Below are 24,392 nucleotides of genomic sequence, written 5' to 3'. Positions count from 1 at the left end.
GACTGGCGCGTCATCGGCGCGCCAGCGCCTGCTCGATGTAATCGCGCAATTCCTCGACCTCGGTGCGGCTGTCGCGCAGCCCGTCCATCGCCGCGCGCAGCTCGGCCTGGGTGCCCGCCAAGCGCGCGGTCAGCGCGGCCTCTCGCTCCTGCAGGGCGGCGGTTGCGGCGTCGCGCTGATCCTCAGCCTCGTGCAGCTGCTGGGCCATGCGGTCCAGCTCGGACATGTCGGCGCGCGCGGGGCGGGCCACGCGATGCACCAGCCAGCTGGCGATCCAGCCCAGGACAAAGGCCCCGAACAGGATCAGGGCGGTCACGGCGATGAATTCTGATCTGCTCATTCGTCTGTCGCTTCGTCTTGGCCACCGGACCGGGCCGCGACGCTGTCGGGGCGGGGACCGGGACGGGGGGTGTCATCATCGGGCGTCAGCACGGGCACCCTAAGGTTTTCCTCGCGTTCGTCCAGCGTCTGGAACTCTTCGGCCACACCCACGGTCATCGGCACCATGCCGGATGCCTCGCGGCTGTGCGGCAGCTGCGGGCCCTGCATCTGCGCGGTCGAGGCGGGCAGGTCCGGCCCCTGCATCGGCGGCAGCTGCGGGCCCTGTGTGGGTTCGGGGGCGGGATCGGGCTCAGTGGTCTCTCCGGTGACGCCCGACACGGTGACGGGGGCAGGCAGGCCGGTCGCATCCAGCGGATGCGGGGACAGCAGGCGGAACTCGATCCGGCGGTTGATCTCGCGGCCTTCCTCGGTCTGGTTGGTGGCGACGGGGCGGCTTTCGCCGTAACCGCGGGCGGTCATGTTCGCGACCCTGATCCCGGCCTCGGCCATGGCCGACACGATGGCCTGCGCGCGCGAACGCGACAGTTCGGCGTTGAACGCCTCCGAGCCCTGCGAATCGGTATGTCCCCCGGCCTCGATCTGGAAATCGCTGCAATCGGCCATGGCGCGCACAAAGCGGTCCATCGTCTGTTCCGGGTTGCCCGCAATGGACGACCGGTTGGGCTCGAACCCGATCTCGCTCTCGGACATGATAATGTTCAGGCGGGCGACGCATTCCTCGCCACTGGGCAGGCCCAACGCCTGGTCAAGGCGGCGGTCATAGGTGATCGTCAGCTGATAGCGCGCCCCGGTGCCAAGCCGTTCCGACAGCAGGGCCGCCGCGCGGTCGCTGGCCTGCGGGTCGCCAGAGACGCCGCGCAGGTCGATCAGGTCGGGCGTCACGCGAACCTCGCCCGCCTGCAGCGTGCCCATCGCCTCCAGCCCGGCGATCACGCGGACGGTCCAGCCTGAGGGCACCGCGGGGTCGGTGCGCAGCCCACTTTGCGCCACGGTGAACCGCGACCGGGCAAAGCTGTCGACCGCCTGGCGCATCTGCGCATCCGCGATGCGGCCCCGCATTGACAGGCTGCCCGAGGGGGGCAGGGTGGCCTGGAATTCGATGGGGGCGGTCTGGGCGACCTCGGCCTGCTCCAGCTGGGCCTGCAGGTGATAGGTCGCGGGCAGGGCACGTTCCAGCTGGCCGGTCACCTGGTCGAACAGGGCGCGCGGAACCGCAGCCGGGGCGTTCAGCGTGACATCCTCGTCCGACAGGGTGACCTGGCCCTGACCCAGTTCGGCGACCGCCGCGATGGCCGCGGTGGCCGCATCGGCCCAATCCTCGGACGGCGCGCCCAGGCCCAGGGTGCAGGACGGCACGGCGGCCATGCCCGCCGCTTGGGCGGCGGCGGTGATGCGGGCGCGGTCATCGTCGTCGGTGGCCACGCAGGCGTCGAAATGCGGGCCGGTCTGGTCGATGACAAAGCGCAGGGTAAAGGGCGCGATGACCGGGCGCGGCGCGGTGATCTGCAGATCCAGCGTCACCTGCGGCGGGGCCGCGCGGCGCAGCGCGGTCTCCAGCCGGATCTGGTCGTCACGGTCGGCGGCCAGCGCCGCGACGGTGACCTGGCCCGGCGCCACCGAGATCTTGGCCTGTTCGGTCATGCCCGCCGCCTGCAGCCCAAGGCGTAGCGCCTCGGGCCAGCCTTCGGGGACGGGGTGGTCAGCCTGTTCCAGCAGATCGGACACTACATTGCCCGCCGGGCGCAGGTCGCGCAGCATCGCGTCACGGTCCGTCGCGGCCGGCACCAGGCCGATCAGGGACAGCCCCTCGTCGCTGCGCAGGATCTCGACCTTGAAGTCGGGGGGCGTCATCGCCTCGATCGAGGCGACGGTCATCGCGTCCTGCAGGCGGCTGGCATCGACCGCCGTGCCGGCCTGACCCAGGGCGCGGAACCGCTCGACCTCGGAGGGGGCGGTGCCGGTCAGGGTGACGCGCAGCCCGTCGGTCTGCACCTGTGCCCAGTCATGCCCGCCCGATTGCAGCGCCGCCGCGACCGCACCCGCCGATCGCGTCTCGATATAGGTGGCGGCAGCCTCGGCGCCCATCCAGGACAACCCGCCCGCCCCGGCCAGGACAAGGACGGTTGCCAATGAGGTCGAAAGACGGCGCGATCGGGCCATGCGGGAAACCTTGTGCTGTTGCAAGCGGGTCACGTCTAGCGAGGGGGTCGCTGCGGTGCAATCATGCCAGCCCCGCAACAGCAAGAAACAGCGCGAGGATCAGCCCCGCATCGCGGTTCGACCGGAACAGGCGCAGGCAGACATCCCCCTGATCGGGCTGGAAATTCCGCAGCTGCCACAACAGATGCAGGCCAAAGGCCAGAACCCCCGCCCAGGCCATCAACAGATTGCGACCCGTCAGCGCCACTGCCACCGCCAGCACCGCGACCGAGACCAGCGCAAAGCCCGCCAGGATCGCCGGGCTGCGGTCGCCGAACAGCCGGGCCGTGGATTTCACCCCGATCAGCGCGTCGTCATCGGCATCCTGATGGGCATAGATCGTGTCGTAAAAGATCGTCCAGGCGATGGCGCCCAGCCAGGCCACCACCGGCGCCGGATCGACACGCCCCATATGTGCGGCATAGGCCAGCATCACCCCCCAGTTGAAGGCAAAGCCCAGAAACAGCTGCGGCCACCAGGTAAAGCGTTTCGCAAAGGGATAGATCGCGACCAGCGCCAGCGACGCCACCCCCATCCAGACCGCCGCCCGGCCCAGGGTCACCAGGATCACCAGCCCCACCAACCCCTGCGCCAGCAGCCAGAAATACGCCCCCCGCAGGCTGACCTGCCCCGAGGGCAGCGGCCGCGACCGGGTGCGCGCGACCTGCGCGTCGATGTCGCGGTCGGTGATGTCGTTCCAGGTGCAGCCCGCGCCGCGCATGACAAAGGCGCCGATGGCGCAGGCCAGCGCGATCCACAGATCGAACAGCCGCGGCCCATCCGCCATCATCGCAAGCCCGATCCCCCACCAGCAGGGGATCAGCAGCAGCCATGTCCCGATGGGCCGGTCGGCGCGGCTCAGGCGCAGCCAGGGGCGGGCGGCGGGCGGCGCAAAGCGGTCCACCCAATTGTCGGGCGGCGCGTCAAAGACGGCATCTGGCCTTTCGGTCTGGCTTTGCATAGCGTCGCGCCCATCATGGCTAAGATCAGACTGTTCATAGATCACCCGCTGGTTGCAGGACAAGCCGTCCCCTTGGACGCGGGCCAGGCGCATTACCTGTCGGGCGTCATGCGCCTGCGGCAGGGCGATGCTGTGGCCGTCTTCAACGGGCGCGACGGCGAATGGCAGGCCAGCCTGCAGGAGGCGGGCAAGCGCGGCGGCAGCGTGACCGTGATGGCGCAGACGGCGCCCCAGCAGGACCCGCCCGACCTGTGGCTGATCTTTGCGCCTATCAAGAAGGCGCGCACCGACTTTATCGTCGAAAAGGCCGCCGAGATGGGCGCCGCCCGCATCCTGCCGGTGCAGACCGACCACACGAATTCCGACCGCATCCGCCAGGATCGCCTGCAGGCGCACGCAATCGAGGCCGCCGAGCAATGCGGCGGCACCTTCGTGCCCCCAGTGGCCGATCTGGCACCCCTGTCGCGCCTGCTGGACGGGTGGGACCCCGCGCGGCGCATCCTCTGGGCCGACGAATCGCGCGCGGGCCCGGCGCAGACGCTGGCCGGGCTGCCCCCCGGTCCCTGGGCGATCCTGATCGGCCCCGAGGGCGGGTTCTCGGCCGGGGAACGGACGCGTCTGTCGCGCCTGCCTTTCGTGACGCCGGTCAGCCTGGGTCCGCGCATCCTGCGTGCCGATACGGCGGCGGTCGCGGCGCTGGCGCTGTGGCAGGCGGGCTTGGGCGACTGGCGTTAACCACGGTTCCTTAGGCGAATCACCGCCAACGGCTATTCGTGGCCTTTTTGCGACAGAATCGGCCCCCGCTGTTGCAGAAAGCGCATGGCGGGGTTGCCGGTTTCACGGCTACTCTTTGTGGGCTGCCCAAACTATCTCCTGTTCATCGGAAATCTGCCCGAAGGTCGGGCAAAATGAAAACAGGTGAACTGATGTCGACGATCGAAACGAACCGCAGCGTGGCTGTCGGAGGCGTGGGCAACGTCGTCGCGCATATCGTGTCTCTGGTGGCGTCCTGGCGGGAAACCCGCGTGACGCGCCGCGAACTGAGCCGTCTGTCGGATCGCGAGCTGGACGATATCGGTCTGTGCCGCGGCGACATCGAGCGGATTGCGCGCGGCGTCTGACAGCCCGCACCCCATGACGATCAAACCCCCGAAGCTTGCGCTTGCGGGGGTTTTCCATGTCCGGCTTGTCGATGTCCGGCGGGCGGGATCAGGCGCGGGTCATGACCAGCGTGGTCCAGTCGCCCATGTCGTCGCGCCGGTCGGGCGCAAAGCCCGCCTTGCGATAGGCGGCCACGACCTCATCGGCCTGTGTGGTCAGGATGCCCGACATGATGACCCGCCCGGCGGGCGCCACGTGGCGGGCCATGTCGGGGGCCAGGTCGATCAGCGGCTGCTTCAGGATATTGGCCAGCACCAGATCATAGGGCGCCGCCCCCTCCAGCATCGGGTGGTCAAAGCCGGCGGCCTCCAGGCATTCCACCCGACCGTCCAGCCCGTTCGCGATGACATTGGCGGCGGCGGTATCGACCGCGACCGGGTCGATGTCGCTGGCCAGCACCGTGACCGGCCACAGCCGCGCGGCGGCCATCGCCAGCACCGCCGTGCCGCAGCCGATATCGGCGATGCGGGTTGCCTGAAACCCGTCGGTGGCCAGGCGGTCCAGCGCCTCCAGACAGCCCTTGGTGGTGTTGTGATGGCCGGTGCCAAAGGCCATCGCGGCCTCGATCCACAGCGCCTCGACGCCCTCGGGGATATCGTCGGCATCGTGGCTGCCATGCACATAGAACCGGCCCGCGCGCACGGGGGTCAGCTCTCGTTTGACATGGGCGACCCAGTCCACCTCGGGCAGTTCCGAGATGGCAAAGGGGTTCGCGCCATAGGCGGCCGCCAGGATCGCCAGCGTGATCTCGTCGGGGGCCTCGGTGAAATAGGCGCCGACCTCCCACCGCTCGCTGCCATCCTCGATCTCGAAGATGCCGGTGCCGACGGGTTCGGGGGTCAGATCCTCGCAGGCTTCGGCCAGGGCCTCGGCGGCCTCGCGGCCTTTCAGATGGGTCAGCGCGGTGTATGTGGGCATCAGATCGGGTCCGGGTTGGGAATGCTGGCCTGTACGCCGGTGCCCTTCAGCCCGCAATAACCGTCGGGGTTCTTTTCCAGATATTGCTGATGTGCCTCATGCGCGAGCCAGAACGGGCCCGCAGGGACGATCTGGGTGGTGATCTTGTCCAGACCCTGAACGGCCAGGCGGTTGTCATAGTCGATCTTGGACGCCTCGGCCGCGGCTTCCTGCAGGTCGGTGAAGGTCATGATCAGGCTGCGATACTGGTTGCCCACGTCGTTGCCCTGCCGGTCGCCCTGCGTCGGGTCGTGGTTTTCCCAGAACAGCTGCAGCAGGTGGTCATAGCTGACCAGAGAGCTGTCATAGATCACCCGCACCACCTCGGCATGGCCGGTATCGCCGCGCTTGACCTGGTCATAGGTGGGGTTCTGGACATCGCCGCCGGCAAAGCCGACCTCGGTCAGCCAGATGCCGCTCTGCTTCCAGAACAGGCGTTCGACCCCCCAATAGCAGCCCATGCCAAAGATCGCCTGATCGTAACCGGCAGGCGGGGTGGCACCCAGGGGGCGGTGAAAGATGGCGTGGTCGGTCATCGGGGGCCTCGTGTCTAGATGATGGAGCGAACGCGCAAGGCGGGGTCAGGGTTCACCCGCGCGGATGGGCGGCGTGATAAACGGCCATCAGCTGGGCATTGTCCACCCCGGTATAGACCTGGGTGGTGGACAGGCTGGCATGGCCCAGCAGTTCCTGGATCGTGCGCAGATCGCCGCCCGCCGACAGCAGATGCGTGGCAAAGCTGTGGCGCAGCGCATGGGGCGTGGCGCTGGCGGGCAGGCCCAGGGCGGCGCGGGCCTGACGCATCGCGGCCTCGACCGCGCCGGCGGTCAGGCGGCCGCCGCGGATGCCGCGAAACAGCGGGCGGTCGGCCTGATGGCCCCAGGGGCACAGGTCCAGATAGCGCGCGACCGCCTGCCGGGCGACATCCAGCACCGGCACCTGACGTTCGCGCCCGCCCTTGCCGCGGATCACCAGCCCCTCGGGGAAGGGCCAGTCGGTGCCGTCCAGGGCCAGGGCCTCGGAGATGCGCAGCCCCGACCCCCACAGCAGCGTCAGCACCGCCAGATCGCGCGCGCCGACCCAAGGCGTGCCGTGATCCGCGACCCGGTCCAGCGTGTCCTGCGCCTGCAGGGGGGTCAGGGGGCGGGGCAGGCTGCGGGTGTATTTCGGGCTGCGAGTGGACAGGGCCGCGGACACGTCCAGCCCCTCGCGGTCGGCGGTCCAGCGCAGAAAGGACCGCACCCCGGACATGCGCCGCGCCAGCGACCGCGCCCCCAGGCCCCGCGTGCGTTCCGAGGCCGCAAAGGCGCGCATGTCGGTCTGCCGCAGCCGCGCCAGGCCGGATGGCGGCACCGATTCGCCCCAATGCAGCGCCAGGAAATGCAGAAAGGCCAGCAGGTCGGCGCGATAGGCGGTGACGGTTTGGACGGATCGGTCGCGGGTCGCCGCCTCGGTCAGCAGCCAGCGGTCCAGGGCCTCGGCCATGGCCGGGGACAGCAGGCCGCCCCAGGGGTCATCCGTCATGCGGGCAGCCGCGCCAGCAGCGCCAGTCGGAACACCTGCCCGAAAAAGCGCAGCAGGTCGGTGCCATGCGCGGGCATGAAGCGGTCGGCATCCGCGCTGCCCATCAGCAGCACGGCGCGCGGACGCTCCGCCCCCAGATCGACCGGCAGCAGCGCCTCCGAGGCGACGGTCCGGCCATGCAGGGGCCGCGTCACCACCAGGGCCGCGCGCAGCACGATGTCGTCGCCGCGCGGCGCGCGCCGCCCGGCGGTCAGGATGCGGTCCAGCGTGCCCACGGGCGCGATCACCACGTCGGGGGGCAGGTCCAGCGGGGGGGCTTCCTCGACCACCAGGCGCAGGGTCTCGACGCGCAGCAGCGGCGCGATGTCGGACTGCAGGGCGGCGGTGAAATCGGCCAGATCGGCCGTTTCCAGCAGGCCCAGCACGGCGCGGTGGATCACCGCCATGCCGGACTGGTTGTCATAGGCGGCGGCGATCACGCTTTCATGCGTGGATTCCAGCCGCTGCAGCCGGGTCTCCAGGACCTGCATGGCGCGGCCGCGGATGTCGATGACATTCTCTCCGACCTCGGCCTCGCGCGCGGCCACCAGGGCGCGCATCAGGTCGCGGTCGGCCAAGATGGCCCCCGGATCGGCCAGCAGCCGGTCGCGGGTTTCAGGGTCCAGCGCGTCGGTCATGCGGTCCTCCGGGGGCCGTGGCGGTCAGAGGATCTTCTGGCCGGTCTGTGCCCAGTCCGCATTGAACTGCGCCAGGCCCTTGTCGGTCAAGACATGGTTCGCCATCGACTTGATGACCGACGGCGGCGCGGTGATGACGTCGGCGCCGATCTTGGCCGCGTCCACGATGTGGTTCACCGTGCGGATCGAGGCCGCCAGGATCTGGGTCTCGTAGCCGTAATTGTCATAGATTTCACGGATGTCTGCGATCAGGTCCATGCCGTCCATGTGGATGTCGTCCAGCCGCCCGATGAAGGGGCTGATGAAGGTCGCGCCCGCCTTGGCCGCCAAGATCGCCTGCGCAGCGCTGAAGCACAGCGTGACGTTCAGCTTGTGGCCCTCGTCGGACAGCACGCGGCAGGCCTTCAGGCCGTCCCAGGTCAGCGGCACCTTGATGCAGACATTGGGTGCGATCTTGGCCAGGTGGCGGCCCTCGGCGATCATGTCGTCGGCCTTCTCGGCCACGACCTCGGCGCTGACCGGGCCCTCGACCATGGCGCAGATCTCGGCGGTGACCTCGGCGATGGCGCGGCCCGATTTCAGGATCAGCGACGGGTTGGTGGTGACCCCGTCGACCATCCCCAGGTCGTTCAGTTCCTTGATCGCGGCGATATCGGCGGTGTCGACAAAGAATTTCATGGCCCGTCTCCTCAGGGTGCGTTTGTCTGGGTGATACTGCAGATGGGGCCGGGCGGGAAGGGGCACAACCCATGCGGGGGCTTGCAACCCGGACCACGCCCCGTCTTTATCGCGCCATCATGACCCCACCCGAGTTCTTCCCCCCCCGCGCCCGCATCGCGGTGCTGACCGCCGAAACGGTCGGCGTGCTGGACTATCTGTCCCCCGATGACGGCGTGCGGCAGGGTCAGCTGGTGCTGGTTCCCCTGGGGCCGCGCCGCGTGCTGGGGCTGGTCTGGGGGCCGGGGGTCGGCGATTTCGACCTGGCCAAGCTGCGCGCGGTCGCCCGCGTGCTGGACGCGCAGCCCTTTGACGCGGGGTTCCTGGATTTCCTGACCCGAGCGGCGGAATACACCCTGACGCCGCTGCCCCTGATGCTGCGCATGGCGACGCGCGCCCCCGACATCGACCAGCCGCCCGCCGCGCGGCGCATCATCGTGCCGGGCACCGGCCAGCCCGGCCGCGCGACCGAGGCCCGCGCCCGCGTGCTGCAGGTCATGGCCGATCACGGCGGCGCCAGCTTTGCCGCGTCCGAGCTGGCCCAGCTGGCGGGGGTCGGCACCTCGGTGGTCAAGGGGCTGGTGGCCAGCGCCGCCTTGGCCGAGATCGAGGCGCCGCGCGATCTGCCCTATCCCACGCTGGACCCCACGCGCTCCGGCAAGCCCCTCGCCCCCGACCAGCAGGCGGCGTCCGACACGCTGCGCGGCGCGATCCGGGCGGGCGGATACGGCACCACGCTGCTGCGCGGGGTCACCGGGTCGGGCAAGACCGAGGTCTATCTTGAGGCCGTGGCCGAATGCCTGGCGCAGGGGCGGCAGGCGCTGGTCCTGCTGCCCGAAATCGCGCTGTCGGCCGAATTCCTGGACCGGGTCGAGGCGCGGTTCGGCGCGCGGCCCGGCGAATGGCACAGCGGCATCACCCGCACCGAACGCCGCCGGTTGTGGCACATGGCCGGGCGGGGACAGGTGGGCCTGGTCGTCGGCGCGCGGTCGGCGCTGTTCCTGCCCTTCGCCGATCTGGGCCTGATCGTCGTCGATGAGGAGCATGACGGCAGCTACAAGCAGGAGGATGTCGTCTATTACAGCGCCCGCGACATGGCGGTGCTGCGCGCCTCGATCAACCGCGCTCAGGTGGTGCTGGCATCCGCCACGCCGTCCCTGGAAAGCTGGGTGAACGCGGCCAGTGGTAAATATGCGCGGCTGGACCTGCGGTCGCGCTATGGCGAGGCCGAGCTGCCGCAGATGGCCGCCATCGACCTGCGGGCCGAGGCGATGGAGCAGGGGCGCTGGATCTCCCCCACGCTGGCGCAGGCGGTCACCGCCCGGCTGGCCAAGGGCGAACAGTCGCTGATCTTCCTGAACCGTCGCGGGTTCGCGCCCGTCACCGTCTGCCGCGCCTGCGGGGAACAGATCGGGTGCCATCAATGCGACGCGCGGATGGTCGAACACCGGTTCCAGAACCGCTTGGTCTGCCACCAATGCGGCGAAACGCGCCCCATCCCCACCGCCTGCCCCTCCTGTGGGGTCGAGGGGAAGCTGGCCCCCATCGGCCCCGGCGTCGAACGCATCGCCGAGGAGGTCGCGGCCCGTTTCCCCGACGCCAAGGCCACCGTGCTGTCATCCGACCTGTTCCATTCCGCTCGCGCGCTGAAGGAGACCATCGCCCAGATCTCGGACGGCGACACTGACATCATCATCGGCACGCAGATCGTGGCCAAAGGGCACAATTTTCCGCGCCTGACGCTGGTGGGGGTGGTGGATGCCGATCTGGGCCTGCAGGGCGCCGACCTGCGCGCGGCGGAACGCAGCTTTCAGCTGATGCGGCAGGTGGCAGGGCGCGCCGGGCGCATCAGCGGTGCCGCGCCGGGGCTGGCGCTGCTGCAGACGCACCAGCCAGATCACGCGGTGATCCGCGCCATCCTGTCGGGCCGCGACGAGGATTTCTGGGACGCCGAGGCCGCGGGCCGTCAGGCGGCGGGCATGCCGCCATTCGGCAGGCTGGCGGGGATCATCCTGTCCCATCCCGACCTGGCCACCGTCGCCGATTTCGCGCGCCATCTGGCCGGTCGCGCCGCCCCCCTGGCCGAGGTCGGGGCAGAGCTGTGGGGCCCCGCGCCCGCGCCCATCGCGCGCGTCCGGGGGCGGCACCGCATGCGCATGCTGATCCGCGCGCCGCGTCAGGCACCGATCCAGGCGGCGATCACGGATTGGCTGGCGGGGATCAAGCTGCCCACCAACCTGCGCCTGTCGGTCGATATCGACCCGCAGAGCTTTCTGTGATCAGTTCTTCAGCACGATGCAGCGCCCGCCCAGGGTCTTGAACCGGGCGCAAAAGCGGTTGGCCTCGGCCCGGCTGCCATAGCCGATCTGGGCGGTATAGACCGCGCGCGGCATGCCGTTCATCCGCTTGCGGACGTAACCCACGCGGGCGCCGTCCTCCAGGATCGGGCGCAGGGTGCGGTTCAGCCGCGCGACCTGCTGGGCCGCCCCCGCCTGGCTGGGATGGCTGGCCACCACCACGCCCCAGGGCATCGCCGGGGGCTGGGTGTTGAACTCGCGCAGCGACCGCTCTCCGGCCATGCGTTCGCAGGCGGGGCGGAACGGCTGGTCCGGGGCCAGCGCCAGACGCAGCTCTCCGGGCGCGGGCGGGTTGTCGCGCCAGCGATGCGCGCTGAACCCGGTGATCGATTCGACATAGTCGATGGTCTCATAGGGCAGGGTCGTCATCTGGCCGATGAACCGCGCGGCGCGGTTCTCTCCGCCGTTATAGGCGACGGCGGCCAGGCCGATATTGCCGAACCGGTCGCGCAGATGGGCCAGATACCACGCCGCCTTGCTGATCGCCTGCGCGGGGTTGAACGGGTCGTCCAGCCAGTACAGATCGGCGGTGCCGGGCATGAACTGCGCGATGCCAAGCGCCCCCGCCGGGCTGACGGCCGAGGGTTCGAACCGGCTCTCCTTCCACAGCAGGCGGGCCAGGAAGGCGGGGTCCAGCCCGTGATCGGCGGCGTTGCGCTCGATCAGCTTGCAGACATCGGCGGCATAGCTGTCGCGGTCGATGCAATCGCGCCCGTCATCCGAACAGCGCCGGTCCTCGGTCACCTGGGGGGCGGGACGGCCATGCAGCGCGTCGACCGCCGGGCGCGCCGACAGCTCTGACGCCGGGACGAACCCCAGGGCCAGAACCAGGACGGCGTGCAGAAGGGGGCGGATCATGCGGGCATCATAACGGAGCTGCCTGCGCCCAGGTCAGGGCGCAGGCCAAGACCTCACTTGGTTTTCTTGGCGGCGCCGGGCTTGCCCGCGCCCGCCTTGCCCGAGGCGGCTTTCCCGCCGCCTGCCTTGGCCGCCCCCGCCTTGCCGCCAGCCTTGCCAGCGCCAGCCTTGCCAGCGGCTGCCTTGCCGGACCCGGCCTTGGGCTTGTCGGCGACAGCCTGATCCTGGCTGCCGGTGTCAGTGGCGGCCTTTGCCTTGCCGGAGGCGGGCTTGGCATCCTTGGCCTTGCCGGCATCCTTCGGCTTTGGCGCAGTGCCAGCGGCCTTGGCGGCCTGCTTTTCGGCCTGCTTCTCGGCCTTGCGGGCGGCGCGGCGCGCGTCCTTTTCGGCCTCCTTCTCAGCCTGGCGGGCGGCTTTGGCGGCGTCTTTCTCGGCCTGCTTGGCGGCCTGCTTCTCGGCCTTGCGGGCTTCCTTGGCGGCCTCCTTTTCGGCAGCCTTATCGGCGTCCTTCAGGGCTTTGCGGGCCGCCTGCTTTGCGGTCTTCTGGGCCTGGTCGTCGCTCATGACAGAGTTCCTCGTTACGGGATCGGTGGGGGAGGGGGGCGTCTGTGCCACGTCCGGCTTGGCCCGGCGCTTGGGCACACGATGGGGTTCGGTGCGCAGATCGGTCTTGCGCGCCTCGGCGGGCTTGCGCCCTGCGGGGGTGCGCGGCAGCGTCGCGGGCTTGCGCCGCGCGGTGACGGCTTTGGGCGGGACCGCGATGGCCGCAGCGGGCGCGGGCTTGGGGGGCGCGGGACCGGGCTCGGGCGATGCGTCCGTGGCGGCCGGCAGGCGCAGGCCACGCTTGCGCCGCTCCATGTCGGCGCGGCGCAGGGCGGCGTTCAGCATTTCGGCGGGGCCGGGATCGCCCGAACGGTCGCCTGTCTGGGCCTCCCGGCGCGCCGCGCGCAGCGCCAGAATCAGCGCCAGCAGGGTCGGATCGTCCAGTCCGCCCAGCACGGGCTGACGGCTTTGCTCGGCCAGCCTCAGCTGGTCGGCGCTCAGCGTTTCCTGTTCGCGCTTGGCGTAATTGGGCATCGCGGGACCTTCGGCAGGGCGGGAGGGCTGTCGCGCATGACATTGCGCAGGAATGCGGGATTTTGCAATTGGAAAGGCCCCGGTCGAAACCAGGGCCATGAACCATGTGCATAAGCGCCGCAGGTCGCGGCGGAGGACCGATCAGCGGGCCGGAACCGCGCTTTCGACCGGCGACACGAACGCGCCCGAGGCAAAGGGGTCGCTGACCAGCGCGGGCTGGATCGACCCTGCGGCGGGCACCGCCGACATCGCGGCATAGGGGTCCATCACCGGCTGAGCCGAGGCGACCGGCGCCATCGCCGTCTGCATGGGCAGGGCGGCCATGGGCGCCGCAGCCGGGTCCATCGCCGGGTCGGCAACGGCGGTCGCGGGCACGACATAGCCCTCGGGCGTCTCGATCATCGGGCCTTCCATGCGCACGCTCTCGGCCTGAGAGCGGACGATGACCTGGGTGCCGGTCGGGATCTGCTCGAACAGGTCCATCACGTCCTGGTTGAACATGCGGATGCAGCCCGCCGAGGTCGCCTTGCCGATGGACGAGGGGTCCAGCGTGCCGTGGATGCGGTAATAGGTGTCGACGCTGCCCTGATACAGATACAGCGCGCGCGACCCCAGGGGGTTCTGCATGCCGCCGGGCAGGCCGTTGCGGAACTGGCCATACAGCTGCGGCTCGGTGCGCAGCATGTTGTCGGTCGGGCGCCAGCTGGGCCAGGACGCCTTGCGCGCGATGGTGGCGCGGCCTTCGAAGGTCAGGCCCGCGCGGCCCACGGCCACGCCATAGCGCATCGCCTGCCCGCCGGGCTGCACGTGATACAGCACCCGCGCATAGGGATCGACGACGATCGTGCCCGCGGCCTCGGACCCGTTATAGGGCACCAGCTGACGGCGGTTGCGGTCGTTCAGATAGGCCGCACGGACGGCCTGGATCGGAATGGGCTCGCCGTTGGGGCCGGTATCGGTGCGGGCCTGATAGATCTCGGGGATCTGGACCGGCTGCTGGGTCGTGGGGGCGGCGGTTTCCTGCGTGGGACCGCAAGCCGCCAGCCCCAGGGCCAGCGCCGCGAAAAGGGAAGCGAGGCGCATCGTTGCATGTTCCTTGTTCATCGTCGGACCCACCGGCAGAGGCAGGCCCGAGGCAGCATCTATATTCTCTGGCGCCCGGACCGGGGTCGGGCACGATTCGCATGCACTTCCATGAGGCCGACCGCAAAGCGTCGTCAACCCCGCGCCACCCGTCACACGGTCGGTTCGCCGTCTGCGTCCAGCCTATGTGGCGAAACGGCGTCAGGTGAATCACCTTTGTGCGTGGGTTGAACAACTTGGCGTGTATTCGGGTTGCACCCCCGGATGCGAATATCCGCATTTTTCACGCGGGATGTGCCGTTGCAGCCCCCGGTCGGGGGGCCTAGTCTGCCCCTGCCGACCGCGTTCCAGGAGGCTGACTTCGTGACCCGCCCGTCCCCAGACCCCGCCCGCCCCGCAGCCCTGGCGCCCCTCTCCTATCCCGATTTCCGCCTGCTGTGGAGCGCGACGCTGGTGTCGAATTTCGGCGGCCTGGTGCAGGCGGTGGGGGCGGCCTGGCTGATGACCCAGCTGACCGACAGCGCCACGCTGATCGCGCTGGTCCAGGCCTCGAACACCCTGCCGATCATGCTGCTGGCCATCGGGTCGGGCGCGCTGGCCGACATCTTCGACCGCAAGGCGCTGCTGATGGGGTCGCTGCTGTTCATGGCGGCGGTGTCGCTGGCGCTGGCCGTGGTCGCCTGGAGCGGCGGGCTGACGCCCTGGCTGCTCTTGGGGTTCACCTTCCTGCTGGGGGCGGGGCAGGCGGTCTATAACCCGCCCTGGCAGGCCAGCATGGGCGATCTGGTCGACCGGAAGGACCTGCCCGCGGCGGTCAGCCTGAATTCCGTGGGCTTCAACCTGATGCGCAGCGTGGGGCCCGCGGCGGGCGGCCTGATCGTGGCCACGCTGGGCGCGTCGGCTGCCTTTGCGGTCAACGCCATCAGCTATCTGCCGCTGCTGGGGGCGATGTCGCAATGGAAGCCCAAGCTGGCGCCGCGCGTCACCACGCCAGAGCCGTTCATGGCCGCGATGGGGGCGGGCCTGCGCTATGTCGCGCTGTCGCCCAACCTGCTGCGGGTGATGTCGCGCGGCGCGCTATTCGGCTTTGCCGCCATCGCCGTGCTGGCGCTGCTGCCGCTGGTCGCCAAAAGCCACCCCGAGGGGGGGTCGCTGCTGTTTGGCGGCCTGCTGGGATGCTATGGCATAGGCGCGATCGGCGGGGCGCTGCTGAACCCCCGCATCCGCGCCCGGCTGAACAACGAGAACGTCGTGCGCATGGCCTTTGCGGGCTTTGCGGTCTCGGCCCTGGTCCTGGGCCAGACCCAGTCGGTCTGGCTGCACGCGGCGGCAATGCTGCCTGCGGGGGCGGCCTGGGTGCTGGCGCTGTCGCTGTTCAACGTGACGGTGCAGCTGTCGACGCCGCGATGGGTCGTGGCCCGCGCGCTTGCGCTGTATCAGATGGCGACCTTTGGCGGCATGGCGGCGGGCGCCTGGATCTGGGGCATGGTGGCGGGCGCCCAGGGGTTGGACACCGCGCTGACGGCGGCGGGGCTGGTGCTGCTGGCGGGCGCGCTGATCGGGCTGTGGCTGCGGGCGCCGGAATTCGGCACGGTCGATCTGGACCCGGTTAACCGCTTTCGCGAACCCGCGCTGATGCTGGACCTGCGCGGCCGGTCGGGGCCGATCATGGTCATGGTCGATTACCGCATCGACCAGGCCGACGTGCCGGAATTCCTGCGCCTGATGCAGCGCCGCCGTAACATCCGCAGGCGCGACGGGGCGCGCAACTGGGCGCTGCTGCGCGATCTGGAGCATCCCGACCAGTGGAGCGAAAGCTATCACATCGCCACCTGGGACGAATATGTCCGCCACAACCTGCGCCGCACCAAATCCGACGCCGAGGTCGCCGTGGCCCTGCGCGCGCTGCATCAGGGCGACAGCGATCCGCTGGTCCACCGCATGATCGAACGCCACAGCGTCGGCCCCCAGGACGACGTCCCCCTGGTCGGCAAGATCGAGATCCCCTAGGCCCGCGATTGCGCCTCGATTGCACGCGCGGGTTGTGGCAGGCTGGTCCGATCCCCGGAGGGCTGCGATGATCCGATACGTCCTGATGCTGGCGCTGCTGCTGCCCCTGTCCGCGCAGGCCGGGCCTTGGCCGCGAGAGGTCGGGCAGGTCTTTCTGTCGCTGTCGGGCGAACGCAACCGCGCCGGGGCCAGCTATGCCTCGGCCTATGGCGAATACGGGCTGACCCCGCGCACCACCCTGGGGGTGGAGCTGGGCCGCACCACGGGTGAGACGACCGCGATCCTGTGGTGGCAACGCGCGCTGGATGACGGCCAAGGGGTCCACCGCATCGCGCTGCAATCGGGGGTGGGGGCGGTGCGGCGCGGCGACGACCTGCTGCCGCTGGCGCAGGGGGCGCTGTCCTGGGGGCGGGGGTTCGACCGGTGGGGCGGCGGCTGGATGACCGCGCAGGTCCTGGCGCGCATGACCGGCGGCGCGCCCGATCCGCGCGGCCCAGACATGCCATCCCTTGCCGCCAGCTTTCTGACGGCCAAGCGGGTGGTCAAGGCCGACCTGACCCTGGGCCTGCGCCCGCGCGACGGGCTGATGGTCATCAACAGCCTGTGGCTGGAGGACCGCCAGGATGAGGGCTTTGCCGCCCGCCTGGCCCCCTCGCTGGTCTTTGACGCGCCAGGCCCAATCAAGATCGAGCTGGGCGTGGTCCAACCCCTGACCGGGCGCGCCGAACAGGCCGTCAGGCTGGGCACCTGGCTGGAGTTCTGACCTACAGCCGGTCGCGCCAGCGGTTCACCAGCGGATAGCGCCGGTCCAGCCAGAACGCCCGGGTCGAAATCCGCGGGCCGGGGGCGGCCTGATACCGCTTCCATTCGCTAACATAGAGCAGGGTCTCGACCTTGCGGACGGTGTCGGCGTCGAACCCCTGCGCGACCAGATCGGCCAGCGACAGGTCCTGTTCCACCAGCCCGTCCAGGATCGCGTCCAGCACCTCATAGGGCGGCAGGCTGTCATCGTCGCGTTGGTCGGGGCGCAGCTCGGCCGACGGCGGCTTGGTGATGATCTGCGGGGGGATCACCTCTCCGGGCGCGCCCATCATCCAGTCGCGGTGGTTGGCGTTGCGCCAGCGGCAGGTCTCGAACACCCGCATCTTGTACAGGTCCTTGATCGGGTTATAGCCACCCGCCATGTCGCCATAGATGGTGGCATAGCCCACCGCGACCTCGGACTTGTTGCCGGTGGTCAGCAGCATCTCGTTGAACTTGTTGGATAAGGCCATCAGCATCACGCCGCGCAGGCGGGACTGGATGTTCTCTTCGGTGATGTCGGGCTGGGTCCCCTCCATCAGATGCGCCAAGGCATCCCCCACCGCGTCGCGCGCGCCGTCGATGCGCACCGTGTCCAGCCGCGCGCCAAGCCGCGTGGCGCAATCGGCGGCGTCATCCAGGCTTGCTTGCGAGGTGTATTCCGATGGCAGCATCACGCAGCGCACGTTTTCCGGCCCGATCGCGTCGCAGGCGATGGTCGCGACCAGGGCGCTGTCGATGCCGCCCGACATGCCCAGCAGCACCTTGCGGAAGCCCGACTTGCGCAGGTAATCCCGCAGGCCCAGCATCATCGCGTGGTAATCCTGCTCCCACGCGTCGGGCTGCGGCGCCATCAGGCCGGGCTCGGCGCGCCAGCCGTCGGGGCCGTTGGTGAAATCGACATGCACCACGGCCTCCTGAAAGGCGGGCAGCTGCACGACCTTGTGGCCGCCGGGGTTCAGCACGAAGCTGGCCCCGTCATAGATCTGGTCGTCCTGGCCGCCGACCATGTTCACATAGACAAGCGGCAACCCGGTTTCCACGACGCGGCCGACCATGTGGCCCATGCGCAGGTCCAGCTTGTCGCGGTGATAGGGGCTGCCGTTCGGCACGACCAGGATCTCGGCCCCGGTCTCGGCCAGGGTCTCGGCCACGTCCGGGTACCAGCTGTCCTCGCAGATCGGGCTGCCGATGCGGGCCGCGCCGACGGGATAGGGGCCGCTGATCGGGCCGCTGTCGAACAGGCGCAGCTCATCAAACAGCTGCTTGTAGGGCAGGTGATGCTTCAGCACCCGCGCGACCAGCGTGCCGTCCCGGAACACCCACCACGCGTTGTACAGCCGCCCGCCGTCGCGCCACGGGCCGCCGATGCCGATGGCGGGGCCGCCGGTCAGCGACTGGCCCAGCTCCATGATCGCGGCCTCGGCCTGCACGACGAAGGCGGGCTTCAGCACCAGGTCCTGGGTCTGGTATCCGGTGATGAACATCTCTGGCAGGGCCAGCATGTCGGCGCCTGCGTCGCGCGCCTGCTCCCAGGCCGCGCGGGCGCGTGCCGCATTGCCGGGCAGGTCGCCCACGGTGGCGTTCAGCTGGCCGATGGTCAGGCGAAAGCGGTCGGTCATGCGGTGTTCCCCCGTGTCATGCCCCGGGGATAGCGGATCGTGACCGAGAGGAAAAGTCGGGCTTTGCGCCGGGCCGCCATCCGGGGTAAACCTGCGGCAAAACACCGTAAGGGGCGACAGGCGATGAAAGCGGCAATCGGCACGGTTCTGGCATGGGCGATCCTGGCGGCCCCCCTGGCGGCCCAGGTGATCACCAAGCAGTATGACGATGGCGGCGTCTATGAGGGCACCTTCCGCAACGGGCTGCAGCACGGTCAGGGCAGCTATGTCCTGCCCAACGGCTATCGCTATGAGGGCGATTGGGTCGAGGGCCAGATCATGGGCCAGGGCCGGGCAGAATTTCCCAACGGTTCGGTCTATGAGGGCCAGTTCGCGCGCGGCAAGCCCGACGGCCAGGGCACCATCACCTATGCCGATGGCGGCACCTATGAGGGCGCTTGGGTCGAGGGTGAGATCACCGGCCAGGGCATCGCCCGCTATGCCAATGGCTCGGTCTATGAGGGCAGCTTTGAGGGTGGGCTGCACCAGGGACAGGGCGTGCTGACCCAGACCAACGGATACCGCTATGAGGGCGACTGGAGCGCCGGGGTCAAGGAGGGGCAGGGCAAGATCACCTATCCCGACGGCGCCACCTATGAGGGGGCGATGATGGCCGGACAGCGGGCCGGGCGGGGCAGGCTGGTGATGGCCGACGGGCTGACCTATGACGGCATCTGGGCCGGGGGGCAAATGTCGGGCACCGGCGTTCTGGTCCAGGCCACGGGCGATCGCTACGAGGGTCAGCTGGAGGCCGGGCGCCGTCAGGGCCGGGGTGTCGCGACCTATGCCAATGGCGATGTCTATGACGGCGATTTCGCCAATGACCGCCGCCACGGGCAGGGCACCTTCACCGGCGCGGACGGCTATGTCTATGTGGGCGAATGGGCGCAGGGCCGGATGGAGGGCCGCGGCCAGATCACCTATCCCGACGGGTCGGTCTATCTGGGCCAGATGCGCGCCGACCGCCCCGACGGCACCGGCAAGATCACCTATGCCGACGGATCGACGTATGAGGGGCAATGGTCCGAGGGCGTCATCCAGGGCGAGGGTCGCGCCGCCTATGCCAACGGCATGGTCTATGAGGGGGGCTTCCGCAACGCCCGCAACGAGGGGCAGGGGCGCATGTCCTATCCCGACGGCTATGTCTATTCCGGCGCCTGGAAGGACGGCCAGCGCCACGGAGAGGGGCAGGCCACCTATCCCGACGGCACGGTCTATACCGGCGGTTTCGTCGATGGCCTGCGCGAGGGGCAGGGCCGGCTGACCACGCCCGACGGCTTCATCTATGAGGGCGGCTGGCGCGCCGGAGAGATCGACGGCACGGGCGTCGCGACCTATGCCAATGGCGACCGCTATGAGGGCACGTTCGCCGCAGGCAAGCGGCAGGGCCAAGGTGTCATGCGCTATGCCACGGGCCAGGTCGCATCGGGAGAATGGCAGGACAACCGCCTGATCGAGGCCGATCAGGGATCGCCCGATGCCGCCCCGGCTGAGGCCACCCCCGACCTGCCGGCCGAGGCGCCGTGATGATGCGCAGGGCGCGGGTCACGGACCTGCCCGCGATCCTGGCGCTGCTGGCCGACGACCCCTTGGGCGCGGCGCGCGAGGACCCGGCCGACATCGCGCGGTATCGCGCGGCGTTCGACCAGATCGACGCCGACCCCGCGCAACTGCTGGCCATCGCCGAGGTTGCGGGCCGCGTGGTGGGCACGCTGCAGCTGACCTTCATTCCGGGGCTGTCGCGCGGCGGGGCGCTGCGCGGTCAGATCGAGGCCGTGCGCGTCGCCCGCGACCAGCGCGGCGCGGGTCTGGGCCGGGCGATGATGGATTGGGCCATCGCGGAATGCCGCGACCGTGGCTGCGCGCTGGTGCAGCTGACGACCGACCGGGCGCGGCCTGACGCGCACCGCTTCTATGACGGGCTGGGCTTTGTCCCGTCGCATCTGGGATACAAGCTGACCCTCGTCTAGGCCGCGCGGTCGTCGCTGGTGAACAACCCCTTCAGCGCGCGGCTGACCAGGTTGCCGACCCGGGGGCGCGGTTGCGCCAGGAAGGGCAGGGGGCGGCAGACCTCCATCGCGGCGATGCCCACGCGGGCGGTCAGGGCGCCGTTCACCAGCCCTTCGCCAAAGCGGCGCGACAGTTTCGCCAGCATGCCCCCGCCCGCGACGGTCTGGATCAGGTCGTCGCCCGCCGCCACCGCGCCCGTGGCGATCAGATGCGTCATCACCGTGCGCGCCAGCCGCCAGCCGCCGACCGCCCCCGCGCGCCCGCCATAGATCTCGGCCAAGCGGCGGATCATGCGCAGGTTCGCGGCCAGCGCGGCGGCCACATCGGCCAGGGCCAGCGGGATCAGCGCGGTGGTGGCGGCGACGGTACGGGCCGCGGCCTCGATCTCTCGGCGGGCCTGCTGGTCCAGGCCGGCCAGCAGCTCGGCCTCGGCCAGGGTCAGCAGGGTCTGGGCGTCAAAGGTCTCGGCCCGCCGTTCGGCCAGGCGCTGGCGTTGCCATTCCATCTCGGGGCGCTTGGCGTAGAGCGCCACCAGACCGTCGGTGACCGCGCGCGCCTGATCCAGGCTGTCCTGCGCCAGCGCGGCGCCCGCCTGACGCTGCAGCGCGTCGATGCGCGCCATGCGCCGCCAGGCCCGCCATTCGCGCAGCGCCATGCCCAGGGCCGCGACGGTGAAGATCGCGAACAGCGTCACCGCCACCCACCCCAGCAAGGGATAGCGCGTCAGCAGCCCGTTGATGAAATCCAGCGCCATCACCCCCAGCAGAAAGGTGAACAGCGCCGCCCCCGCATTCAGGAACAGCCGCGTCAGCCGCGACGGAGGCCGCCCCACCAGCCGCGCCACCATCTGCATGGTGCGCGGCTGCGGCAGGGGGGCCGTGCCCTCGTCGATGGCGGGGGCGTCGGCGGGGTTGGGGGGATCGTCGGCGCGGGTCTCGCTGCGGGGCGGGCGCGTGGGGCCGGACCCGGCCTCGTCCAGCGGCATCAGGACCGGGCCGCGCGGGCGTTTGGGGGCGTCCGTCTTTGTGGTGTCGGTCACAGGCGGTCTCCGATCAGGAATTCGGCAGCGCGGTCCAGCCGGATATGGGGCGGGCCGTCGCCGGGGCGCGTGGTCAGCGGCGCGGGGGCAAAGTTCATGATCGCGTAATCGGCGTCCAGCCAGGCCTGCGCCCCCTGCCGCGCCGGATGCAGCAGCACGGCCGGATCGGCGGGCAGTTCGCCCGGAAAGAAGGCCGCGTGACGCCCGTCCAGCAGGCGGCCGCGCACGGCGGGCAGGTCGCCATCCTCCTGCGCGATCATGTCCTCGGTCGTGGCGCGCAGGGCGGCGATGGCCATGGCCTCGGTCCGGGCGCCCTGGAAATCGGCGCGGTCGCGGGCCTCGCGCAGCATCGCGGCCAGGATCGCGGTCAGGCGGTTGTGCTGGACGTGATGCAGGTGGTCGGCCTTGGTCGCCGCGAACAGGATGCGCTCCACCCGGCGCGTGCCCAGCAGCTGGCCCAGCCAGCCCGCGCGACCGGGGCGGAACGCCGACAGGATGTCGGCCATGGCGCGGCGCATGTCCTCGACCGCGCGGGGGCCCTGATGGATCGCGCCCAGCACATCGACCAGCACGACCTGACGGTCGATCCGGGCAAAATGGTCGCGAAAGAAGGGCCGCACCACCCGCGATTTATAGGAGTCAAAGCGGCGGCGGAATTCGCGCCCCAGACGCGTGGCCTGCAGGTCGGGCGGCAGGGGGGCGAAGGTCAGCGCGGGCGATCCGGCCAGCTCTCCGGGGATCAGAAAGCGGCCGGGCGTGCAATCGGACCAGCCCGCATCGCGCGCCGCGTTCAGATGCGCGGTATAGATGTCGGCCAGGCCCTGCGCCTGCGGTTCGGTAAAGCTGTCGTCGCGGGACTGGGCCGCCAGCGCCGCCTGAAAGCGGTCGGCGCCGGGGCGGCCCGGCATGCGGTCCAGGACCTCGGCCGACCATTGGGCGAAATCGCGCTCCATCAGGCGCAGGTCCAGCAGCCATTCGCCGGGATAGTCCACGATGTCCAGATGCAGGTTGCGGGTGCCGCGCAGGCCCAGGAACCCGCCCCCTTCCAGCCGCAGCGACAGGCGCAACTGGCTGACATGGCGGGTGCCGTCGGGCCAGTGCGGGTCGGGGCCGGTCAGCGCCGCCAGATGACGTTCGAAATCGAACCGCGGGATGGTGTCGTCGGGCTGGGGCTGCAGCCACACGGCCTTGAGCCGCCCGTCTGCGGCCGCGCGCAGGCCCTGCATGCGGCCCCGTTCCAGCAGGTTCGCCACCAGCGCGGTGATGAACACCGTCTTGCCGGCCCGCGACAGGCCGGTCACGCCGATGCGCACCACCGGGTCGCCCAGGCCCAGGCCCTCCATCACGTCGCTGCCGATGCCCATGTTCACCCCTGTTCTTGCCGCGAGACCTAACGCCGCCGTCGGAAGATAGGTCCGCGACGGGCGGAAGTGTAGCGTCGCGATTGTGCCGGCCCGCCCTGCAACGCTAGAAGGCGGGGATGACGGATGCCTTGCCCATCGACGACGCCCTGCCTGCGCTGTGCGCGGCGATCCGCAGCCATGGCCGCGCGGTGCTGGTGGCCTCGCCGGGCGCGGGCAAGACGACGCGGGTGCCGCTGGCGCTGATGGATCAGGTCGCGGGCCGCATCCTGATGCTGGAACCGCGCCGCCTGGCCGCCCGCGCCGCCGCAGAAAGTCTGGCCCAGACCCTGGGCGAGGCTGTGGGCGGTCAGGTCGGATACCGGATGCGCGGAGAGTCGGTTCCGGGCCGCCGTATCGAGGTGGTGACCGAGGGCATCCTGACGCGGATGATCCAGACCGACCCTTCGCTGGAGGGGATCGGCTGCGTGATCTTTGACGAGTTTCACGAACGCAGCCTGAATGCGGATCTGGGCCTAGCGCTGGTCTGGGAGGCGCGGGGCGCGCTGCGCGAGGATCTGGCGGTGCTGGTCATGTCGGCCACGCTGGATGCGGGGCCGGTGGCGGCGCTGCTGGACGACGCGCCGGTCGTGACGTCGGAGGGGCGGGCCTTTCCGGTCGAGACGCGCTGGCTGGACCGGCCCTTGCCCGCGGGTGGGCGGCTGGCGGATGATGCCGCGCGCCTGATCGCGCGGGCCGAGGCCGAGACGCGCGACACGGGCGGCACCATCCTGGCCTTTCTGCCCGGAGAGGCAGAGATTCGCCGCGTGACGGCGGCCCTGTCGGGGACGGGCTGCGATCTGGTGCCGCTGTATGGCGCGCTGCCGGCGGCGGCGCAGCGGGCGGCGCTGGCACCTCCGGGGGCGGTGCGGCGGATCGTGCTGGCGACAGCCATCGCCGAGACTTCGCTGACCATTCCCGGCGTGCGGGTGGTGGTGGATGCGGGGCGCGCGCGCCGTGCCCGGTTCGATCCGGGCAGCGGCATGTCGCGGCTGGTGACCGAGCGCGTCAGCCGCGCCGAGGCCGAGCAGCGGCGCGGCCGCGCGGGGCGGGTGGCGCCGGGGATCTGTTACCGCATGTGGGCGCGGGCCGAGGAGGGGGCGCTGCCCGCCTTTGCCCCGCCCGAGATCACCGTAGCCGACCTGACCGGCTTGGCGCTGGAACTGGCGGTCTGGGGGGCGCGGGCGGCCGATCTGGCGTTCCTGACCCCGCCGCCCGACGCTGCGCTGGCCGAGGCGCGGGCGCTGCTGGGCGATCTGGGCGCGCTGGACGGGGACGGGCGGATCACGGCGCATGGGCGGGTGCTGGCGCGGCTGCCACTGCATCCGCGTCTGGCGCATATGCTGGCGCTGGCCGGGCCTGCGGCCGCCGATCTGGCGGCGCTGCTGTCGGATCGCGATCCGCTAAGGGGTGCGGGGGCGGATCTGGAGCATCGGCTGCGCGCGATCCAGGCTCCGGGTGCGCGGGCGGCGTTCGAAGTGAACCGGCAGGGCATCGAGAGGATCAGGGCCGAGGCCAAGCGGCTGAGGCGGCTGGTTGCGTCCCGCGACGGCGGGGGG

22 protein-coding genes are annotated in these 24,392 nt (G+C 70.4%); 8 read left to right on the top strand and 14 right to left on the bottom strand.

Annotated features, from left to right (window positions below; translation table 11 throughout):
• Positions 1 to 10: 10 nt before the first annotated feature.
• The 3 genes from ABS73_RS02445 to ubiA all read right to left on the bottom strand — a co-directional run bounded on the left by ABS73_RS02445 (position 11) and on the right by ubiA (position 3,502).
• Positions 11 to 340, bottom strand: a complete 330-nt coding sequence (locus ABS73_RS02445; protein ID WP_277020563.1) for a hypothetical protein — start codon at positions 338 to 340, stop codon at positions 11 to 13.
• A complete protein-coding gene (locus tag ABS73_RS02440) occupies positions 337 to 2,502 on the bottom strand; it encodes an OmpA family protein (protein ID WP_277020560.1) in 2,166 nt (721 codons plus the stop codon). Before ABS73_RS02440 ends, ABS73_RS02445 begins: the two co-directional genes overlap by 4 nt.
• Positions 2,503 to 2,563: 61 nt before the next feature.
• A complete protein-coding gene (ubiA, locus tag ABS73_RS02435; RefSeq protein WP_277020557.1) occupies positions 2,564 to 3,502 on the bottom strand; it encodes a 4-hydroxybenzoate octaprenyltransferase in 939 nt (312 codons plus the stop codon).
• A 15-nt stretch (positions 3,503 to 3,517) separates the two neighbouring features.
• Here ubiA and ABS73_RS02430 point away from each other — a divergent pair, with 15 nt between their 5' ends.
• Together ABS73_RS02430 and ABS73_RS02425 are read left to right on the top strand one after the other, a co-directional pair.
• Positions 3,518 to 4,237, top strand: a complete 720-nt coding sequence (locus tag ABS73_RS02430; protein WP_277020553.1) for a 16S rRNA (uracil(1498)-N(3))-methyltransferase — start codon at positions 3,518 to 3,520, stop codon at positions 4,235 to 4,237.
• A gap of 191 nt (positions 4,238 to 4,428) precedes the next feature.
• A complete protein-coding gene (locus tag ABS73_RS02425; RefSeq protein WP_136854734.1) occupies positions 4,429 to 4,623 on the top strand; it encodes a DUF1127 domain-containing protein in 195 nt (64 codons plus the stop codon).
• A gap of 88 nt (positions 4,624 to 4,711) precedes the next feature.
• Here ABS73_RS02425 and ABS73_RS02420 read toward each other — a convergent pair whose 3' ends face one another.
• From ABS73_RS02420 to fsa, 5 genes are read right to left on the bottom strand one after another with little or no spacing between them, the layout of a single operon-like run.
• On the bottom strand, positions 4,712 to 5,581 hold the full coding sequence (locus tag ABS73_RS02420) for a 50S ribosomal protein L11 methyltransferase (protein ID WP_277020549.1): 870 nt from the start codon (positions 5,579 to 5,581) through the stop codon (positions 4,712 to 4,714).
• Positions 5,581 to 6,156, bottom strand: coding sequence for a peptide-methionine (S)-S-oxide reductase MsrA (gene msrA, locus ABS73_RS02415; RefSeq protein WP_136854732.1), 576 nt, complete (start codon positions 6,154 to 6,156; stop codon positions 5,581 to 5,583). The genes ABS73_RS02420 and msrA overlap by 1 nt, the downstream gene beginning before the upstream one ends.
• A 52-nt stretch (positions 6,157 to 6,208) precedes the next feature.
• Positions 6,209 to 7,144: a tyrosine recombinase XerC gene (locus ABS73_RS02410; protein ID WP_277020545.1), complete on the bottom strand. Its 936-nt coding sequence runs from the start codon at positions 7,142 to 7,144 to the stop codon at positions 6,209 to 6,211.
• Positions 7,141 to 7,821 (bottom strand): DUF484 family protein, encoded by a 681-nt coding sequence (locus ABS73_RS02405; RefSeq protein ID WP_277020542.1) that lies wholly within the window; start codon positions 7,819 to 7,821, stop codon positions 7,141 to 7,143. Before ABS73_RS02405 ends, ABS73_RS02410 begins: the two co-directional genes overlap by 4 nt.
• 24 nt (positions 7,822 to 7,845) lie before the next feature.
• Positions 7,846 to 8,499: a fructose-6-phosphate aldolase gene (gene fsa / locus ABS73_RS02400; protein WP_136854729.1), complete on the bottom strand. Its 654-nt coding sequence runs from the start codon at positions 8,497 to 8,499 to the stop codon at positions 7,846 to 7,848.
• Between the two features lie 119 nt (positions 8,500 to 8,618).
• Between fsa and ABS73_RS02395 the strand changes: the two genes are divergently transcribed.
• Positions 8,619 to 10,817, top strand: a complete 2,199-nt coding sequence (locus ABS73_RS02395) for a primosomal protein N' (protein WP_277020539.1) — start codon at positions 8,619 to 8,621, stop codon at positions 10,815 to 10,817.
• Here ABS73_RS02395 and ABS73_RS02390 read toward each other — a convergent pair whose 3' ends face one another.
• From ABS73_RS02390 to ABS73_RS02380, 3 genes are all read right to left on the bottom strand, one after another.
• Positions 10,818 to 11,753 (bottom strand): lytic transglycosylase domain-containing protein, encoded by a 936-nt coding sequence (locus ABS73_RS02390; RefSeq protein WP_277020536.1) that lies wholly within the window; start codon positions 11,751 to 11,753, stop codon positions 10,818 to 10,820.
• Positions 11,754 to 11,806: 53 nt separating this feature from the next.
• Entirely contained in the window at positions 11,807 to 12,829 is a 1,023-nt protein-coding gene (locus ABS73_RS02385; protein WP_277020533.1) for a hypothetical protein, read from the bottom strand.
• A 141-nt stretch (positions 12,830 to 12,970) separates the two neighbouring features.
• Entirely contained in the window at positions 12,971 to 13,912 is a 942-nt protein-coding gene (locus ABS73_RS02380) for a L,D-transpeptidase (protein ID WP_277020530.1), read from the bottom strand.
• A 363-nt stretch (positions 13,913 to 14,275) separates the two neighbouring features.
• Between ABS73_RS02380 and ABS73_RS02375 the strand changes: the two genes are divergently transcribed.
• Complete coding sequence (locus tag ABS73_RS02375; RefSeq protein WP_277020528.1) at positions 14,276 to 15,922, top strand: MFS transporter; 1,647 nt, start codon at positions 14,276 to 14,278, stop codon at positions 15,920 to 15,922.
• Positions 15,923 to 15,989: 67 nt separating this feature from the next.
• Positions 15,990 to 16,685, top strand: a complete 696-nt coding sequence (locus tag ABS73_RS02370; RefSeq protein ID WP_277020525.1) for a hypothetical protein — start codon at positions 15,990 to 15,992, stop codon at positions 16,683 to 16,685.
• Between the two features lies 1 nt (position 16,686).
• On the opposite strand, the gene ABS73_RS02365 is transcribed toward ABS73_RS02370, so the two are convergent.
• Complete coding sequence (locus ABS73_RS02365) at positions 16,687 to 18,345, bottom strand: NAD+ synthase (RefSeq protein WP_277020522.1); 1,659 nt, start codon at positions 18,343 to 18,345, stop codon at positions 16,687 to 16,689.
• Positions 18,346 to 18,468: 123 nt separating this feature from the next.
• On the opposite strand from ABS73_RS02365, the gene ABS73_RS02360 reads away from it, so the two are divergent.
• Both ABS73_RS02360 and ABS73_RS02355 read left to right on the top strand, forming a co-directional pair.
• Positions 18,469 to 19,911 (top strand): MORN repeat-containing protein, encoded by a 1,443-nt coding sequence (locus ABS73_RS02360; RefSeq protein ID WP_277020519.1) that lies wholly within the window; start codon positions 18,469 to 18,471, stop codon positions 19,909 to 19,911.
• On the top strand, positions 19,911 to 20,354 hold the full coding sequence (locus ABS73_RS02355) for a GNAT family N-acetyltransferase (protein WP_277020516.1): 444 nt from the start codon (positions 19,911 to 19,913) through the stop codon (positions 20,352 to 20,354). The genes ABS73_RS02360 and ABS73_RS02355 overlap by 1 nt, the downstream gene beginning before the upstream one ends.
• Here ABS73_RS02355 and ABS73_RS02350 read toward each other — a convergent pair.
• Both ABS73_RS02350 and ABS73_RS02345 read right to left on the bottom strand, forming a co-directional pair.
• Entirely contained in the window at positions 20,351 to 21,379 is a 1,029-nt protein-coding gene (locus tag ABS73_RS02350) for a YcjF family protein (protein WP_277020581.1), read from the bottom strand. The genes ABS73_RS02355 and ABS73_RS02350 overlap by 4 nt on opposite strands.
• Before the next feature lie 50 nt (positions 21,380 to 21,429).
• On the bottom strand, positions 21,430 to 22,797 hold the full coding sequence (locus ABS73_RS02345; RefSeq protein ID WP_277020513.1) for a YcjX family GTP-binding protein: 1,368 nt from the start codon (positions 22,795 to 22,797) through the stop codon (positions 21,430 to 21,432).
• Positions 22,798 to 22,913: 116 nt separating this feature from the next.
• On the opposite strand from ABS73_RS02345, the gene hrpB reads away from it, so the two are divergent.
• Positions 22,914 to 24,392 (top strand): ATP-dependent helicase HrpB (hrpB, locus tag ABS73_RS02340; RefSeq protein WP_286693388.1); only part of this gene is annotated, 1,479 nt, incomplete at its 3' end.

The organism is Paracoccus sp. SCN 68-21, from assembly GCF_001724535.1.
Classification (GTDB): domain Bacteria; phylum Pseudomonadota; class Alphaproteobacteria; order Rhodobacterales; family Rhodobacteraceae; genus Paracoccus; species Paracoccus hibiscisoli.
The sequence above is the reverse complement of the archived record's forward strand: the minus strand, read 5'-3'. Positions and strand labels throughout refer to the sequence as shown.